The organism is Granulicatella sp. WM01 (assembly GCF_004570605.1).
Lineage (GTDB): Bacteria > Bacillota > Bacilli > Lactobacillales > Aerococcaceae > WM01.
This window is the reverse complement of sequence record NZ_SPPB01000010.1, coordinates 1-18,042: the sequence shown is the minus strand read 5'-3', so window position 1 is coordinate 18,042 and position 18,042 is coordinate 1. Positions and strand designations below refer to the sequence as shown.

General features: G+C 31.4%; 18 protein-coding genes and 2 tRNA genes. All 20 read left to right on the top strand.

The genetic code is table 11. From position 1 onward, the window contains the following. Positions 1-178 precede the first annotated feature (178 nt). The 20 genes from E4T68_RS02715 to tig all read left to right on the top strand — a co-directional run bounded on the left by E4T68_RS02715 (position 179) and on the right by tig (position 17,792). Positions 179-259: transfer RNA gene (locus tag E4T68_RS02715), tRNA-Tyr, on the top strand. A gap of 12 nt (positions 260-271) precedes the next feature. Next, a tRNA-Gln gene (locus tag E4T68_RS02710) sits at positions 272-343 on the top strand. 542 nt (positions 344-885) lie between these two features. Beyond that, complete coding sequence (gene pezA / locus E4T68_RS02705) at positions 886-1,362, top strand: type II toxin-antitoxin system antitoxin PezA (RefSeq protein ID WP_135123875.1); 477 nt, start codon at positions 886-888, stop codon at positions 1,360-1,362. Next, the gene (locus tag E4T68_RS02700; RefSeq protein WP_135123873.1) at positions 1,359-2,111 is read left to right on the top strand and encodes a zeta toxin family protein; all 753 of its coding nucleotides are present in this window, start codon (positions 1,359-1,361) and stop codon (positions 2,109-2,111) included. Before pezA ends, E4T68_RS02700 begins: the two co-directional genes overlap by 4 nt. Positions 2,112-2,199: 88 nt before the next feature. Continuing rightward, positions 2,200-3,537, top strand: coding sequence for a DEAD/DEAH box helicase (locus E4T68_RS02695; protein WP_135123871.1), 1,338 nt, complete (start codon positions 2,200-2,202; stop codon positions 3,535-3,537). Then, the gene (locus E4T68_RS02690) at positions 3,534-4,010 is read left to right on the top strand and encodes a hypothetical protein (protein WP_135123869.1); all 477 of its coding nucleotides are present in this window, start codon (positions 3,534-3,536) and stop codon (positions 4,008-4,010) included. Before E4T68_RS02695 ends, E4T68_RS02690 begins: the two co-directional genes overlap by 4 nt. Beyond that, on the top strand, positions 3,991-4,809 hold the full coding sequence (locus E4T68_RS02685) for a hypothetical protein (RefSeq protein WP_135123867.1): 819 nt from the start codon (positions 3,991-3,993) through the stop codon (positions 4,807-4,809). The genes E4T68_RS02690 and E4T68_RS02685 overlap by 20 nt, the downstream gene beginning before the upstream one ends. A 128-nt stretch (positions 4,810-4,937) precedes the next feature. Continuing rightward, positions 4,938-5,279, top strand: coding sequence for a GNAT family N-acetyltransferase (locus tag E4T68_RS02675; protein ID WP_228099224.1), 342 nt, complete (start codon positions 4,938-4,940; stop codon positions 5,277-5,279). A gap of 87 nt (positions 5,280-5,366) precedes the next feature. Then, the gene (locus E4T68_RS02670; protein WP_135123861.1) at positions 5,367-6,038 is read left to right on the top strand and encodes an adaptor protein MecA; all 672 of its coding nucleotides are present in this window, start codon (positions 5,367-5,369) and stop codon (positions 6,036-6,038) included. Between the two features lie 19 nt (positions 6,039-6,057). Further along, a complete protein-coding gene (locus tag E4T68_RS02665) occupies positions 6,058-6,438 on the top strand; it encodes a VOC family protein (protein WP_135123859.1) in 381 nt (126 codons plus the stop codon). Between the two features lie 570 nt (positions 6,439-7,008). Next, a complete protein-coding gene (locus E4T68_RS02660) occupies positions 7,009-7,803 on the top strand; it encodes a hypothetical protein (RefSeq protein ID WP_135123857.1) in 795 nt (264 codons plus the stop codon). Positions 7,804-7,811: 8 nt separating this feature from the next. After that, positions 7,812-8,552 carry an MBL fold metallo-hydrolase gene (locus tag E4T68_RS02655; RefSeq protein WP_135123855.1) on the top strand — a complete coding sequence of 247 codons (741 nt, stop codon included), beginning with the start codon at positions 7,812-7,814 and terminating at the stop codon, positions 8,550-8,552. 36 nt (positions 8,553-8,588) lie between these two features. Continuing rightward, positions 8,589-9,608, top strand: coding sequence for a lipoate--protein ligase (locus E4T68_RS02650; RefSeq protein ID WP_135123853.1), 1,020 nt, complete (start codon positions 8,589-8,591; stop codon positions 9,606-9,608). Positions 9,609-9,954: 346 nt separating this feature from the next. Further along, entirely contained in the window at positions 9,955-11,028 is a 1,074-nt protein-coding gene (locus tag E4T68_RS02645) for an AEC family transporter (protein ID WP_135123851.1), read from the top strand. Between the two features lie 129 nt (positions 11,029-11,157). Beyond that, entirely contained in the window at positions 11,158-12,171 is a 1,014-nt protein-coding gene (locus E4T68_RS02640) for a 2-hydroxyacid dehydrogenase (protein WP_135123849.1), read from the top strand. A 454-nt stretch (positions 12,172-12,625) separates the two neighbouring features. Next, complete coding sequence (xerC, locus tag E4T68_RS02635; RefSeq protein WP_135123847.1) at positions 12,626-13,516, top strand: tyrosine recombinase XerC; 891 nt, start codon at positions 12,626-12,628, stop codon at positions 13,514-13,516. A 124-nt stretch (positions 13,517-13,640) separates the two neighbouring features. Next, entirely contained in the window at positions 13,641-14,171 is a 531-nt protein-coding gene (hslV, locus tag E4T68_RS02630; RefSeq protein WP_135123845.1) for an HslVU peptidase proteolytic subunit, read from the top strand. Between the two features lie 2 nt (positions 14,172-14,173). Next, complete coding sequence (gene hslU / locus E4T68_RS02625; protein ID WP_135123843.1) at positions 14,174-15,571, top strand: ATP-dependent protease ATPase subunit HslU; 1,398 nt, start codon at positions 14,174-14,176, stop codon at positions 15,569-15,571. 20 nt (positions 15,572-15,591) lie between these two features. Further along, positions 15,592-16,392 (top strand): GTP-sensing pleiotropic transcriptional regulator CodY, encoded by an 801-nt coding sequence (gene codY, locus E4T68_RS02620; protein WP_135123841.1) that lies wholly within the window; start codon positions 15,592-15,594, stop codon positions 16,390-16,392. A gap of 119 nt (positions 16,393-16,511) precedes the next feature. Further along, entirely contained in the window at positions 16,512-17,792 is a 1,281-nt protein-coding gene (tig, locus tag E4T68_RS02615; protein ID WP_135123839.1) for a trigger factor, read from the top strand. Positions 17,793-18,042 lie beyond the last annotated feature (250 nt).

The following is an 18,042-nucleotide window of genomic DNA, read 5'->3' as shown; positions in this document are numbered from 1 at the left end:
TTTCTTGCTGAATATATAGTTGTCATATCATTATAAATAAATAGGCATTAAGATAAAATTTATTTTTGAAATAGATTAATTTTTTATATTGAGAATAAAAAAATTAAAAAAAATAAAAAAAAGGGTTGCAATTTTTAGAGTTTTAATGTACTATATCAAAGTATCGTATTTGAGATGCGGGGAGATAGCGAAGTGGCTAAACGCGGCGGACTGTAAATCCGCTCCTTAGGGTTCGGCAGTTCGAATCTGCCTCTCCCCACTTTTATATTCTTGGGGTATAGCCAAGCGGTAAGGCAACGGACTTTGACTCCGTCATTCGTTGGTTCGAATCCAGCTACCCCAGTTTGGACTTTCGCAATAGCGTTGGTCTTTTTTTGTTTTTCAGTAAATTTGTTAGATAATTTTATGCATGCAGTATTTTGATTAGAGTTAATAGCTTCTTTGTTTATTGTCCCTATTCAACATGAATCTAGTATTTATCTGTAATAAGATTGATGACTAGACTATAATTCTAGTTAACCATTATTTTTATAGTAAGTTTCTCGAAAGGTCATGCAAAAAATTATGCATAAAATCGCATTCAAGCATTAACTAAAAAATCTAGTATAAATTTCTATGTGCTTTCTAAAAGGTCTATTCTTCATCTTTTAGAAAGCATTTTATGGAAATACTTTGTATAGTAGAGCAAACTATTTAAGTTTTTGATTTACGGTAAGGTAGTATTTAACATTACTGTATACCTACCAAATTTTAGATTATTCTTTATAAAATGTTACACAATCAAAGTTTTAATTTAGGTTTTAATAAACTAATGATTGCGCACCAAAATTGGTGCGTTTTTGTTTTTTATGGTATAATAGACCGAATTAAAGGAGGTATCTAGTTATGATTGGAGATAATATTAAAACACTACGTCATACGAATCATTTGACACAACCAGAATTTGCTCGAATGGTGGGCATTTCACGTAATAGTTTAAGTCGTTATGAAAATGGAACGAGTGTCGTTTCAATTGAACTGATTGATCGCATTTGTCAACAGTTTAATGTATCTTATGTTGATATTATTGGACAAGATAAAATGTTAAAACCCATAGAGGACTATCAATTAACTTTGAAAATAGAAGTGATTAAAGAACGAGGAGTAGCTATTTTATCCAGACTTTATCAGTATCAAGATAGCCATAATATTGCATTTGATGATATATCAAATCCTTGGATTTTGATGAGTGATGATTTGGCAGATTTGATGAATACAAAAATATATCTTGTGGATACTTTCGATGAATTAGAGCGTTATAACGGGTACTTAGATGCTATTGAGCGCATGTTAGAACTTGCTAATCATCAGGTGGTAGCATAATCCAAAATGCTCTAAAGAAAAATATTCGTGCTTTAACCCGTGGAAAGCATACAACAAAAAATCCACAAGCAATTTTACTAGGTGGACAAAGTGGAGCCGGTAAGACAACAATTCATCGTATCAAACAAAGAGAATTCCAAGGAAATATTATTATCATTGACGGAGATAGTTATCGAGTTCAGCATCCAAACTATTTAATTTTACAAGAAAAATATGGTAAGAATAGCGTGAATTATACTCAGGCATTTTCAGGAAAAATGGTAGAACAGCTCATTGAGAAACTATCTGAATTAGGACATCACCTGTTAATTGAGGGAACGTTACGAACTAAGGAAGTTCCAAAAAATACAGCACGCTTGCTAAGATCAAGAGGGTACCAAGTATCATTAGCATTAATTGCAACAAAGCCAGAATTATCCTACCTTAGTACCCTAGTTCGTTATGAGGCACTTTATGCAATAAATCCAACTCAAGCAAGAGCAACACCTAAACATTATCATGATAGTATTGTTAGTCATCTTGTTGAAAATTTGAAAGAGTTAGAAAATGAGCATCTTTTTTCTCAAATCCAAATTTATCAAAGAGATAGAAGATGCGTTTACGATTCACAAATAGATAGACATTCAGCCACAGAAGTATGTCAAAAACTTTTATTTGGCAAATGGAGTAAGCTAGAGGAAGAAATGCTTCAACAAGGAAAAGTTCATTTAAGAGAGTTAATGCATAAAAATGGACGACGTAGTGTTTAAAAAACAGCAAATTTTTGCTGTTTTTTATTTATAATATTTTGAAAAAATTTTAAAAAGTGACGTATATTATTAATGGAGGGGAAATAAGATGAATGAAACATTACTATATGGTAGGGAAATTATTTTACCTAAAAGAGAAATAGCACATTTAGATAAAGAAAAAATACGTATTAATGAGTGCATTCAACAAAAAAATAAGATACTATATTGTGCTCGTTGTAATCAAAAAGTGAGTGTTTGTTTACCTTGCGAAATATGTGAGAAAAATTGTTTTTATTGTACACACTGTATTGATATGGGAAAAATGTGTGAATGTTGTTGCCTATGCTCAATAAATGAGCCTTTTCCTCAAAAAAGGACTGTTCATTTTGAGTGGAGAGGTGTTTTGTCAAATGAGCAAGAACGAGGCTCAATTCAAATCATACAAGCTATACAAAATAGAGCAAATCTCCTTATATCAGCCGTGACTGGAGCAGGTAAAACAGAAATGATATTTAAAGGACTACATTATGCTTTGGAACAAGGGTATCGTGTATGTGTGGCTGCTCCACGTATTGATGTTTGCCTAGAATTAGCCCCACGCATTCAAGCTGTTTTTCCAAATGAACCGATTATTGTATTGCATGGAAATACAACAGAAAAATACAAATATACAAAATTAGTTATTGCGACAACGCATCAGTTATTAAAATTCAAAGAAGCATTTGACGTGCTTGTGATTGATGAAGTTGATGCATTTCCTTTTCAACATAATGACAGTTTACAAAAAAGAGTGGACATCGTTGTAAAACAAGAACATAGCCTTATTTTTTTGACTGCAACACCGTCACTCGAGCAACAAAGAGCAATAAAAAAAGGAGAGTTAAATTGTGTTGATATACCTGTTAGATACCACGGATTTGCTCTACCTATACCTAAATTTGTTTATATTGGAGATTGGAAAAATAATATAACTAAAAAACAACTGTGTACAAAATTAATTAAGTATATCAATGGTAGTATTAAAAAACAGCGTAAATTATTGATTTTTTTACCACATATTCATCTGATGCAACAATTAGAACAACAATTAAGACAACGTTTGCCAAAACATATCCAATTTGCTAGTGTACATGCACAAGACAATGAAAGACTTGAAAAAGTTCAAGCGATGAGAAATCAAAATTATCATTTTTTATTAACAACAACCATACTTGAAAGAGGGGTTACATTTTCAAATATTGATGTCATTGTGTTAGGAAGTGAAGACAGAATTTTTTCCACGGCTGCACTTGTTCAAATAGCAGGTCGTGTCGGGCGTAAATGCGATTATCCTACAGGTGATGTGTGGTTTTTACATTATGGAAAAACTAAAGCAATGATTTCAGCTAGAAACTGGATTGTAAAGATGAATACACTTGCTTTAAAAAGAGGGTTGATACAATGAATACATGCTTAGTATGTCAAAAAGAGATTATTTATTCACTTTCATTGAAATCATTGTGGATAGGACGTTACCAAGAAAACGTACTTTGCTCAACATGTTTGAAACAGGAAGATATTTTAGATACTTGTCATCATCATTTTTTTGAGAGAAGAAACTATCAATATTATCTTGCTTTTTCCATGTGTTACGCACCAATATTGAAAAAATATAAACAATATACTATTATAACGCACCCACCTATACGTCAAAACAATATATTTAGTATAGATTATACGTACAAGATTGTTCAAAATATAATTCCAACATGCCTATCAATTATGCAATGTAAAGAAAATTTATCTTTAAACAATCAACCAATTTTGTGCGTAGACTATAATGGGATTTGTCAAGAAAATTGGGAAAAGATGCCAAAAGAGTGTAAAATAGAGCGTTTAACATTATGGAGGAGAGAATATGGGGATTTTAAAATGTAAACATAAGCGAAATACATTAGAAATTTGGTATCGTTTATCCTTTTTTGAAGAAATACACGATGTTGTGTTGCCTGCTGTTGAAAAATTAGAGGTAAAGTCGTCCAAAATATTGTATGGGTATTATGAAAATCATATTAGTCTAGTGGATTATTTTAAACAAGGTATTGATTTAGAGAATTTTTTTCATAGTATTTTAAAATTAACAATGATTTTAAAACATTTTCAACATCATTATATACGTATAAATGATTTAATCTATCATGAAGCGCAATTTATTATTGACGAGCATACGAAAAAAGTTAAATTTATTCACATTCATACTGTTGGATATACAAAATGTTTAACACTTGAAACATTAATTCATAAATTGATAGAGCAGGCACTTTTTTATGAAGAAGATAGTGAACGTATCATTAGTCAATTTCTACAACAAGAACTGACGATATATTCTATACAACAATTTATTTGTAAATATCAAAAAAAGACTAGTTGGAAACTGCTACATGATAATTCTCACGAGTACCACATGATTTTACCGACAAAAACATATTTTGAAAATAAGTGTGCTTATGTTTATTTAGATGAGGCAATCCCTTATTTATGTGTTGAAAATGACACAGATGTGAAAGTTAATGGAAAAAAGGTTTGTCATACACAACTTTTTTCTGGTGATGAGATTAAAATAGGGGAAGAGATTTATTATTGCGAATATATAGAGAATCATAAGTATGAAGAAAATGAGGTGCAAAATGAAGAAAATAATCATTATTCTAGTTCTTTTGATATTATGGAGTGGTAAACAATGGAAAGCACATAAAAAGAAGAAATATTTACGTGGATTTAAACGGTTTTGTTTAGCGTGTCAATGTAGTTATTCAGCCGATAAGCAGCATTGTCCGACTTGTTATACATATAAAATAAGAATAATTGAGCGTATTAGAGAGTGGAAAAATAAGTATATGGTATAATAGTATTGAGGTGAGAAGTATGACAGAAATCAGAAAAGACGGCAATCGTTTTATTTATGTTGATGAAGACAATCATGTTTTAGCAGAGATAACATTTGTATATATAACTAATCAAAAAATAGACGTTAACCATACCTTTGTTAGCCCAATTCTTAGAGGAAAAGGGATAGGAAAGCGATTAGTAGAGGCAGTAATTGATTTTGCTAGACAAGAGGGGCTGAAAATTATGCCTACGTGTTCGTATGTTAAGCAAGTATTTGAAACATCTAGTCAATATCAGGATGTTTACTATCAGTCATGAAAAATAGATTTTTAAAAGTTATTGCTTTACAATTACAAAAAATTAACTAAAATAATGAGTATAGTATCATGAAGAGAGGTGATATACATGGAATTGGAACATATTAATGAAAATACAATTAAAGTTATAATTGCATCATCAGATTTAGAAGAACGAGGCATTACCTTTTTTGATTTATTAGGTAGCCAAAAGAAAGTTGAGTCATTCTTTTATAGTATTTTAGAAGAAGTAGGTGTACGTCATGAATTTGAAGGGATTGATGCGGTCACTTTTCAAGTTGTCCCAAAAACAGACGGTTTAGATTTGTATATTACCAAAGGAATGGTAGATAATTTTAAAGATTATGTAAAATCATCAGTAACAGAAAAAGCTGATGCAGATACACCTTTAGATCAAATTATTCAAGAAATTGAAAATGCTGTAGATAAGGACAAAAAAGGAGAGGCTACAAGAGAAGTGCCATTACCTAAAAAAAGACCGAGTGTATTTCAAGTGTTTGTGTTTGATGAACTGAGTCACTATATTACGTTTTCTAAATCACTCCCTTCATCAGATATTGGATTGAATCGCTTGTATTTTTATAAAGGAAAATATTTCTGGAGCCATAAAACAGAGGCTAGACCTGCTAGAGAATATATTTATTATCAAGCAATAGAGCATGCTGAACCGGCTCACTTATCAGATGCATTTTTATATGAACATGCTCATCATATTATGGAAAGTGATGCTATTTCAATTACGCGGAAATATTTTAATTAATGATTATAAGGAGAACATTATGAAACAAAGAATGGCACACACGTGTTATCGTGTGAAAAATTTAGAAGAATCTTTGGAGTTTTATCAAAAAGCATTTGATTTTAAACTAACTCGTCTTAGAGATTTTCCAGAACATAAATTTACATTAGCATTTTTAACATTACCTGATGATAATTATTCTCTGGAATTGACGTATAACTATGATCATCGAGCATACACAATAGGAGATGGATATGGCCATATTGCTATTGCAGTTGAAGATGTTGAAGCATTGCATGCTAAACATGTTTCATTAGGCTATAATGTAACTGAATTAAAAGGTTTACCAGGAACAGCACCGTCTTATTATTTTATTATAGATCCTGATGGATACAAAATTGAAGTCATTCGTTATAGATAGCCACACATAAATTGTGTGGTTTTGTTGGTTGTAATCGAGAAAGTTAAAAATAATACCTAATCCAATAGAACTCGTTTAATATTACTATGAGTTTTCCAGTTTAGATAATAAAATAAGGAGATTATTATATAATAGCGTTGTTCAGTTGATTAGATAAGTTATCAATTTATGACAGAAGAATTAAAAAAATATAACAGAAGATTGGGACAAAGATAATTTTTATGTTAGATACAAACAAAATAAAATATCATACAAGAACAAAAGTTTTTCAAGTCTTAGAAAGTATGTTCAAATCTGTTTATGTTATGCACATATAACTGATTATTAAATACAAATTTATAAAGGAGTAGTAAATAAAAATTTATTAACGATTATCCTTTTGATAAGAGTAAGTGATGTATGAGTTTGTCTATATATGGCTTTTTAGAATGCTTATAAAACATTTTTTGGAAAAATCCCCCATTTTTCCGTTTAGATAACGTTTACAAAGTACTTTAACTTGCCAAAAACTTAGGATTTTCATATAATGACGACAGAACAGTTTTTAAAATACATTTCAAAGGAGATTATATGGATTTACAGACGTTTATTATTCGTGTAAAACAACTAGCCAGTCATCCTGTTATCAAATTGTTTGTTATGCCATTGAGTTTATTATTTTATGGGATTGTTTTTGGTGCTAAGATAGATGGTATTAACTTTTTAGGAACGTTTATTTTATACTTGTTCATGGTTGTTATGCAATTTATAGAGCAGTATTTATTTGTAAACGATATGAAAAAAGGTTATATAAAATGGGAGCCACTATACTTTTTTGATGCTATTATCATTGGATTGTTGTGTTTATTATTGATGGTAACCAATTTGATATTTGTTATTTTGGCATTGTTTTATGTCATTAGTGTGCATTTGATTTATGCACTATTTCAGTTAAAGGGAACAATTTATTTTTTAATTATCCAAGTCTGTTTAAAAGCAGTTGTGGCAACAATATTAGCTTCATTTATGCAATTAAATGTTATTACACCAGACTTATTACTTGCTACAATTTCAATTTGCGGTATGGTATTATTTTATTATGCGGAAATGGAACGCTTAGATACTGTAAAGTATGGATTAGCGGTATTGAATAAGGGAACTTTGACATTATTGTCATTTACAGGTTTAGCGATTGCATTTATTTCGCCAATACTTTTACAAAAATTAGCATTAACAAATATTTTCTTTTTAGTTCTTTGGATTGCTTTAGCATTACTTATGGTTCAGTTTATGGGAAATAAAAAACGGTATATTCAAACAGCAAGAAGCAAAAATTATTTGTCAACATTGTTTACATTATTTGTTTTGTTGTTTAGTTTATTATAGGAGGGTGTATGAAACTAACCATTTTAGGGTGTCAAGGTGCTTATCCGGCTAATTCTCAAGCAACGACAAGTTATTTGCTGGAGTCAGATAACTATTTCTTACTGATTGATTTTGGAAGTGGCGCTTTTCAAAATTTAGCAAAAATTATGGAACCAACTGATATTCATGCGTTGATTTTGACACATTATCATCATGATCACATTGCAGATGTGGGCGTATTACAGTATGCGTTTCAATTAAAGTCTTCATTAGAAAATAAGTCTAAAAAAGAATTTGTTATTTATGGACATAATCATTCAGATGAATTTAACCGTTTAGTTATGCCGACTGTAAATCAGGTAGAGGCATACAATCCTGATGAGATATTGCGTGTTGGACCATTTAAAATTACATTTTTAAAAACAATTCATCCAGTAGTGTGTTATGCTCTAAGAATTGAAGATAAACATACAAAGAAATCTATAGTATTTACAGCTGATTCAGGGTATTTAGCAGATTTTATTACATTTGCTAGACAAACGGATTTGTTACTGGCAGACGCCATGTTTCTAAATGGAAAGGAAAACCAATCCACGCACATGAGTGCTCAGGAAGTCGGAAAAATTGCTGATTTAGCACAGGTTAAACGTGTCGTATTGACGCACTTGCCGCCATTATATCAAGATTTATTGTTGGAACAGGCAAAGGAAGTTATTCCAGATAATATTCCGGTTACCTTGGCAAAAGATTTTGATGAATATATTATTTAATAGGGTTATAAAAATTAAAAAAAGGAAGGATATACTATGTATTTTGTTGATAATCAAGGAATTACAGATCCACGGATTAATATTGCTTTGGAAACTTATTTAGTTGAGCATAAATTGGTTGATGAACCAATCTTATTGTTCTATATTAATGAACCATCTATTATTATCGGACGAAATCAAAACACAGCTGAAGAAGTTAATCAATCTTATATTGATGAAAAAGGCATTCATGTTGTAAGACGCATGTCAGGTGGTGGAGCTGTTTATCATGATTTAGGGAATTTCTCATTTTGCTTTATTAAAGATGATGACGGTTCTTTTAGAGATTTTGGTAAATTTACACAACCTGTTATTGAGGCTTTACACAAAATGGGTGTAACAGGTGCTAGTCTACAAGGAAGAAATGATTTATTGATTGATGGGAAAAAATTTTCTGGAAATGCCATGTATGTTAAAAATGGACGTATGACGGCACACGGTACAATTTTATTTGATGCTGATTTAGATGCTGTGACACATGCTCTAAAACCACGTCAAGAAAAAATTGAATCAAAAGGCATTAAATCAGTTCGTTCACGTGTAACTAATATTAAACCTTATGTTTCAGATGAGTACAAACAGATGACAACAGAGCAATTTAGAGATAATCTTTTGCTACATATCTTTGATGTAACGGAGAGAAAAGATGTAAAAGAATACCATTTGACTGAACAGGATTGGGAAAAAGTATATCGCATTCGAGATGAGCGTTTTGGGAATTGGGATTGGAATTACGGTCATTCTCCACAATTTTCAATGGAGCATCGCCATAAATTTCCATTTGGATTAGTTGAATATAAAGTAAATGTAGAGCAAAATAAAATTAAAGACATTCGTATATTTGGTGATTTCTTTGGTTTAGGAGAGATTTCCGATATTGAAAAAGCTTTAACAGGTGTAATGTTTGAATTTGAAGCAGTTAAAGCAGTTTTTGACAGTGTGAATGTTGCCAATTATTTTGGGCAAATCACTTCTCAAGAATTGGCAGAATTGCTAGTTTATGGCATTAATGCATAATGTAATCGTGGTGACGAGCAAATTTGTTCGTCACCACGATTGTTTTAATTAGGTAGGACATTTAAGAGTATTTCCATAAGTGTTAAATGTTATGTTTAGAAGTGAATATACAGCTAGAAAAGTGTGATGATGGATGGGCGGATATTAAATATATAGCAAAGTATGGTGAGTATAAGGTGTACAAGAGATAATCTTATGTTATCATACTTGTTTACTTTAGTTACAAAATTTTTATTATTTTTTAAACATTAAAAAACGTAGCGATTAATGATATAGTATAAAAGTCGGTGATGGAATGTGAAATCGAACACAATTTATCACGAACTAATAATAAAGGAGAATGATAATGAATTTTATCGATACATTTGTCAAAACGATTGCGACAGAGAAAGTAAACACAGCTATTATTTCAAGTTTAGCCATTATTTTATTAGGTTATGTTTGTCGTAAACGTCATATTTTTGGTGAAAATACTGCTAAAGTATTGACAAAAGTTGTTTTAACAGTGTCATTACCAGCTTTAGCATTAAATTCATTTTTAGTAGACATTAAAAAAGAAACATTCGAACAAGGAATGAATATTTTAATTTGGGGGATTTTAATTTATATTATTTTAATTGGATTAACTATCCCGATGTTTGCTAAATTTAAAGGTGATGAGCAAGATACGTTACGTGTGTTAACTATTTTTGGCTCAACAACATTCTTTGGTATTCCGATTGTATCAGCAATCTATGGAACTGAAGGAGCTTTATATGCTGCAATTTTTAATATTGGGTACCGTATCTTCTTATATTCATACGGATACATTAAAATGTCAGGATTAAAAATGACATCTAAAAATATTAAATTAATGTTTTTAAATCCAATTGTGATTGCAACATTTGTCGGATTAATTTTATGGGTAGCACAAAGTTATTTACCACAAGTTTTAATTGGTGTACAAAATGCGAAAACAGGAGAAACTGTACAAACATCATTTTCTATTTTCCGTTTTGATAAAACATTGCCACAATTTGCTAGAATTTTATCTTATTTAGCAAGTTTAGCATCTCCATTAGCATGGTTGGCTATTGGATCAACTTTAGCTTCAATCGAGTTTAAAGTAGCTATTTCTGATAAAAAAACTTGGTATTATACAGTGATGAAAGTTATTGCTGTACCAGCTATTAACATTATTTTATTAATGATTTTAACAATGACAAATATTTTACCAGTTAACTTAACTGCTCTAGGAACTGTTGTGATTATGATGGCTACACCACCAGCAACAGTAGCAGCAGCTTATGCAATTAGTTTTGATAAAGAAGCTGTTTTAGCTTCAAATGCTTCATTTTTATCAACTTTTGCAGCAGTTGTCTTTACACCAGTTTGGATTGTTGTTGTAGGTATGTTAGCAGGATTAGGTATTTTTAAATAAACATAAAGGGGAATTCTTTCTCCTTTATTTTTTTACAAATGACTATCAATTTTGAGAAAAATTTGATACAATGACAGTAGTTCAAGTGCTTATTAGATAGGCAAAAACGATAGAAAAGAGGATGAAATCATGTCTTTTAAAGTAACATGTTACGGTGTACGTCCAAATGAGGTACCGTTTTTTAATAAATTAAATAAATACCAGTATGAATTGAATTTGGTAGAAAGTTTAATGACAAATGATAATGTTGTTGAAGCTAAAGGAAGTAATGCGGTTATTTTAAGAGGGAATTGTGCAGGAAACCGTACAAACTTAGAAAAATTGGCAAGCTATGGAATTAAATATGTTTTTACACGTACAGTTGGCTTTAATCATATTGATTTACAAGCTGCTGCAGAATTAGGATTGAGTGTAGCACGTGTTCCGGGGTACTCTCCAAATGCGATTGCAGAATTAGCCTTAACATTAGCTATGTCTTTATTGCGTCATGTATCTCATACAGTCAACAAAACATCTAAATATGATTTCCGTGTAGACGGAACAATGTTTAGTAAAGAAATTCGTAACTGTAAAGTAGGAATTATTGGAACTGGTAAAATTGGATTAACAGAAGCTGGTTTATTCAAAGGATTAGGTGCAGATGTTTATGGATATGATGTATTCCAAAGCGATGCAGCTAAAGCAGTTGTTAAATTTGTGGAGTTAGACGAATTATTAGCACAATGTGATATTGTTAGCCTTCATGTACCATATTTCCCAGGACAAAATGATAAGATGGTTAATGCAGAATTTATTTCTAAGATGAAAGATGGTGCTATTTTAATTAATACAGCTCGTGGAGAATTGCAAGATAATGCAGCTATTTTAGAGGCTATTAAGTCTGGAAAATTAGATGGTTTTGGAACTGATGTTTTTGCAAACGAAGCAAGTTTCTTCTTTAAAGCCTTTGATAACGGAAATGCTATTCCAGATCAAAGCGTACGTGAGTTAGTTGATTTATATCCACGTGTCCTAGTGACTCCTCATGTAGGATCTAATACTGATGAGGCTTTATCAAATATGATTGAAATCAGCTATGATAATTTAAACGATGTATTGACAAAAGGTTCTACGCCTAATGCTGTAGAATTACCAAAAGTTTAAATCAAATAGACTGGTATACAATTAGTTTAAATGATAAATAGTATAACATGTGTTGGTAGACAAAAGAGTTTGCCAACACATTTTTGTCTAAAAGTAAAATAATGTGAAATTTATGAAAACATTTTGATTAATAAAAGGGACTTATGAATTATCAAGCATTAACATTTACTGCTGCATACTTATAAAATGGTATCAGAGTAGCATGTATTAATATGCACAAATAAAAGAGGTGGAGAATATTTGTAAATATTTTGATTTGTTGAACATAAAAGAAAAGACTAAAATAAATTTTTATTTTTAAATAGATATTTTGTGTCTATACAGTTAAAAAATAAGTAAATGTAATGTGTGTTATGTTATTAAGAAAATATATTTTTTACATTTTTTATTGTTTATATTGTGTGATATTTTGAAATCCTTGCAGTTTTTAGTATAATATTAAATGGAGGGTATTATGCGTGAAATTCAATTATTTTTAGAAAGTTTGGTACAGCAAAAATTTTATTCACAAGCAACGGTTAAAGCATATCAACGAGATATTCAGTTGTTTTGTCAATTTTTGGGAAGTTCACACGAAACAGATATAGTTAATGTGAATGTAAAAGATGCGAAATATTTTTTGTCGTATTTAAATGAACGTGAGTACAGTAAAAATACAATTTTACGTATTTTATCTAGTGTACGTGTGTTTTACCATTATTTAGTGAAACAAGAGTTGATAGAAGAAAATCCGTTTGTGTATGTGACATATAAAAAGAGAGAAACTCGTTTGCCAAAATTTTATTACGAAACTGAAATGGAAAAAATTATGGATTCAGCAAGAGGGACAGAGCCTTTAGATTATCGTAATATGGCATTACTTGAGATTTTGTATAGTTGTGGATTACGTGTGAGTGAATGTACAGGATTGAAATTGGAAGATATTGATTTTTTTTCGTGTATGCTTTTAATCCACGGAAAAGGTGGAAAGATGAGATACGTTCCTTTTGGAGAGCAAGCACGTATACGTATGACACAGTATTTGGAGCAAGCACGTTCAATTTTAATTGGATATAAGGAACACGATTTCGTATTTGTCAATCATTTGGGAAATCCATTAACTAGTGCCGGTATCTCTTATATTTTAAATCACATTATTAAGAAAAGCAGTTTAACTTACGATATTCATCCGCACATGTTGCGTCACACATTCGCAACGCATTTATTAAATAACGGAGCAGATATTCGGACAATCCAAGAATTATTAGGGCATGATAGTCTAAAAGCAACGGAAATTTATACCCATGTGACAAAAGACAATTTATACAGACATTACCAACAATTTCATCCTAGAGCTAAAAAATAACGAAAAAAGTTTGAGCATGTTCAGTGGATTGATGCTTAATAGGGTAAGCTAAATATAAAGAGTAGCAGATTATAAAAAATATATAGTTAGACTAGAAAAAGAAGTAGAAGATAAGGAGAACAAGATGACAACAATATGTGCAGTAACAAAAAATGGACAATCAGCCATGGCTGGAGATGGGCAAGTGACTATGGGACAAAGTGTTATTATGAAAGGGAGTGCTAAGAAAATTCGACGCCTATATAATAATGAGGTCATTGTAGGATTTGCCGGAGGTGTAGCAGATGCCATTACACTTGAAGAACGATTTGAAGAAAAATTAGTTCAATATAAAGGAAATTTACAACGCGCAGCAATTGAACTGGCAAAAATGTGGCGAGGAGATCGTGCTTTACAGAAATTAGAGGCATTACTTATTGTCATGAATGACAAGCAAATGTTGCTTGTTTCAGGAACGGGTGAAGTGATTGAACCAGATGACGGTGTGCTAACAATCGGCTCAGGGGGCAACTACGCTTTGGCTGCGGCTAGAGGGTTAATGCGAACAGAAAACCATTTAAGCGCAAAGGAAATTGCATACGAAAGTTTAAAAATTGCATCAGAAATTGATGTATTTACAAATGATAATATTTTAGTAGAAATAATTGGAGAATAAATATGACAACATTAGGAAAAACACCTCGTCAAATTGTAGCAGAGTTAGATAAATATATTATTGGGCAACAAAACGCTAAACGTGCCGTTGCCGTTGCATTGCGGAATAGATATAGAAGATTGCAGTTAAGTGGAGAGTTGCAAAAAGATGTGACACCTAAAAATTTATTGATGATCGGATCAACAGGTGTCGGAAAAACTGAAATTGCTAGACGTTTAGCATGGTTAGTGAATGCTCCTTTTGTTAAAGTTGAGGCAACAAAGTTTACTGAAGTAGGCTATGTGGGACGTGATGTAGAATCAATGGTACGTGATTTAGTAGATGCTTCTATTCAAATTGTATCTAAAACAAAAAAAGAAGCTGTCTATCAAAAAGCAGAAGTTGAGGCAATTAAACGCATTGCAGCGGCTTTAAAACCAGGTATTTTTCGTAAAAAAACAAATAATGATATGGCAGCTTTTCAAAATATGTTCAAAGGTTTAGGAATTGAAGCACCTCAAGAAGAAGTGGAAGAGGTTACTCCAGAAATTTCTGCAGATAGACGTATTTTAGAAAAACAAATTGCTTCTGGAGAATTAGATCATACAGAAGTTACCATAAAATTATTAGAGCGTGAAAAGGAAGTATACGGTGGTGGACCTGCCATGGAACAAATATCAGCTATGCAAAATGTGATAGGCTCACTTTCACCAAGAAAACATATTAAGCGTACAGTAACAGTTGCTGAAGCTAAAGAACTATTGATTCAAGAAGTCAGTGAAACTTTAGTGAATAAAGATGATATTCATTCTGAAGCATTAAAACTAGCTGAGTCATCAGGAATTATTTTTATAGATGAAATTGATAAAATCACGTCAAATAATGCTCATCAAGGTGGACAAGTATCCCGTGAAGGCGTGCAAAGAGATATTTTACCTATTGTTGAAGGAAGCCAAGTGATGACAAAATATGGCCCAATTCAAACAGACCATATTTTATTTATTGCTTCTGGAGCATTTCACTTGTCTAAACCCACAGATTTAATTCCAGAATTACAAGGACGTTTTCCTATTCGTGTAGAATTAATTGATTTAACTCAAGATGATTTTGAACGTATTTTAACAGAACCAAATAACTCATTGTTGAAACAATATATTGCCTTATTAGCAACAGAGCAAGTTGAATTATCTTTTACACCAGATGCAATTGCTAAAATTGCAGAGATTGCATACCGTGTAAATGAAGATACTGACAATATTGGTGCGAGACGTTTACACACTATTTTAGAAAAATTATTAGAAGATTTATTGTTTGAATCTCCAGATATGGCAGGAACACAAGTGAGCATTACACAGGCGTATGTTGAGGAAAAAGTTGGTGTTTTATCTGTAGATGATAAGTTGAAACACTATATTTTATAAGAGAATATTTGGGAGGATATATGGAATCTATATTAAATAAATTTAGACAAGTCACGGTTCTTTTACAAGATGAACGTACAATTATAGATGAGATGGTTGAAGAATTGCCTTTTCAACATTTAGCTACGGCACTTTCAGAAATCGTTGATTCAAATGTTTATATTGCAGATGCCACAGGTGTTATTGTCGGTATTGGAGAACGGTATCCGATGCACAGTAGTCGCTTTAGTGGGTATTTAGAACAAAAGCATTTTCCACAATTTTATATGGACTATTTAGACGTTGTAAAAGACACTCAAGCAAATATTTCTGCCTATCAAGATGCAACCATTTTTCCAGTTGAAAATACAGAAATGTTTGGAGATGGTGTAACAACAATTGTACCGATGTATGTATCTGGCTTACGTTTAGGGTATTTAATCTTGGGGCGTATTGGCAAAGAATTTGATACTGAAGACTTGATTTTATCAGAATACAGCGCTACAGTAGTTGGTATTGAATTAATGCATTTAGTGCATTTAAAAGATCAAGAGAAAGTTAGAGATTATGAGAAAACAAAATTGGCCATTAATAGCTTATCTTATAGTGAAACAGAAGCCATGAAACCAATTTTTTCTGATATGACAACATTAAAAACACGAATAACAGCTTCTAAAATAGCAGAAGAATATCACATCACGCGTTCAATTATTGTAAATGCGTTAAGAAAATTAGAATCATCAGGGATTATAAAAACACAATCACTAGGCATGAAAGGGACTTTAATTGAAGTGAAAAGTAAGGGAATTTTAGACACGTTAAAAAAATTCTTTAAGCAGTAATATACTAGAGGATGCATAGAGATTTTAAAGATAAATCGAGTTGAAATTGATTTTTATTTACATTATGTTAAATTTATTGTAATATGGTAAAGTATGATTATAAAGTTGGAGGAAAAACTATGAACGCAACATGGGAAAAAAAAGGCACTAATAATGGTGTATTGACATTCCATATTTCTCAAGAAGAAATAAAAGTAGGACTAGACAAAGCATTTAAGAAAATTCAACCGAATTTGAATATACCGGGATTTCGTAAAGGAAAAGTGCCTCGCACAATCTTTGTGAAACAATTCGGTGAACAGGCATTATATGAAGATGCATTAAACTTTGTTTTACCAGATGCCTATGACAATGCAGTTGAAGAAACTGGTATCTTTCCAGTAGCACAACCAAAAATCAATGTAAAATCAATCGAAAAAGGTCAACCATGGGAAATCGAAGCAGAAGTGGTTGTGAAACCAGAAGTAAAATTAGGTGAATATAAAAACTTAACAGTTGCTAAACAAGATCGTCAAGTAAGTGATGAAGATGTAGAAAATGAATTAACTAAAAAACAAGCTAATTTAGCAGAATTGGCTGTTAAAGAAGGAAAAGCTGAAAATGGAGATACAGTCGTTATTGATTTTGAAGGCTTTAAAGATGGAGAGGCTTTTAACGGTGGTAAAGGCGAAAACCATCCATTAGAATTGGGTTCAGGATCATTTATTCCAGGATTTGAAGATCAATTAGTTGGAGCATCCGCTGGAGATGAAGTTGAAGTTAACGTTACATTCCCAGAAGAGTATCATGCAAAAGAATTAGCAGGGCAACCTGTATTATTCAAAGTTTCTGTGAAAGAAGTTAAAGTTAAAGAATTACCAGAATTAGATGACGAATTTGCTAAAGATGTTGATGACACAGTTGAAACATTGGACGAATTAAAAGCTAAAATTCGTCAATCATTAGAAGAAAGCAAAGAAGCAGCTGCGAAATCTGAAATTGAAGATGCTGTACTACGTCAAGCAGTAGAAAACGCTGAAATTTTAGATTTACCATACGAAATGGTACATGATGAAGTACATCGTCAAATGGATTTCTTCTTAAATGATATGAAACGTCAAGGTATTTCAGAAGATATGTACTATCAATTAACAGGCACAACACGTGATGATTTACATAAGCAAATGGAAAAAGATGCAGACGTACGTGTAAAAACAAATCTAGTTTTAGAAGCTATTGTTAAAGCTGAAGATATAAGTGTAACAGAAGAAGAAATTAATAAAGAAATTGAAGAATTAGCAAAAACATACAATATGGAAGTAGCAGCTGTTCGTCAAGTATTAAATTCAGACATGTTAACACGTGATATTCAAATGAAAAAAGCTATGGCAGTAATCGTTGATACAGCTGTAGAAAAATAAATGTAGACATCATTATTTCAAGCCGTAGTGAAAAGAAAAAATAAATGTTTTGTCTTTCTTGGTTCTATAATAAATAGGGTTGATGAAAAAAGTTCATTAACCCTATTTTTAGATATTAAAGTAAAAAAAGTGTACAAAAAAGTAGATAACCAGTATTCTATAAGTACCTAATCAAAAGAAAGAGGTTATCTACATGTCATATTATACACAAATTTTACTACAATTAAAAGACACACATATTACTTTTTTA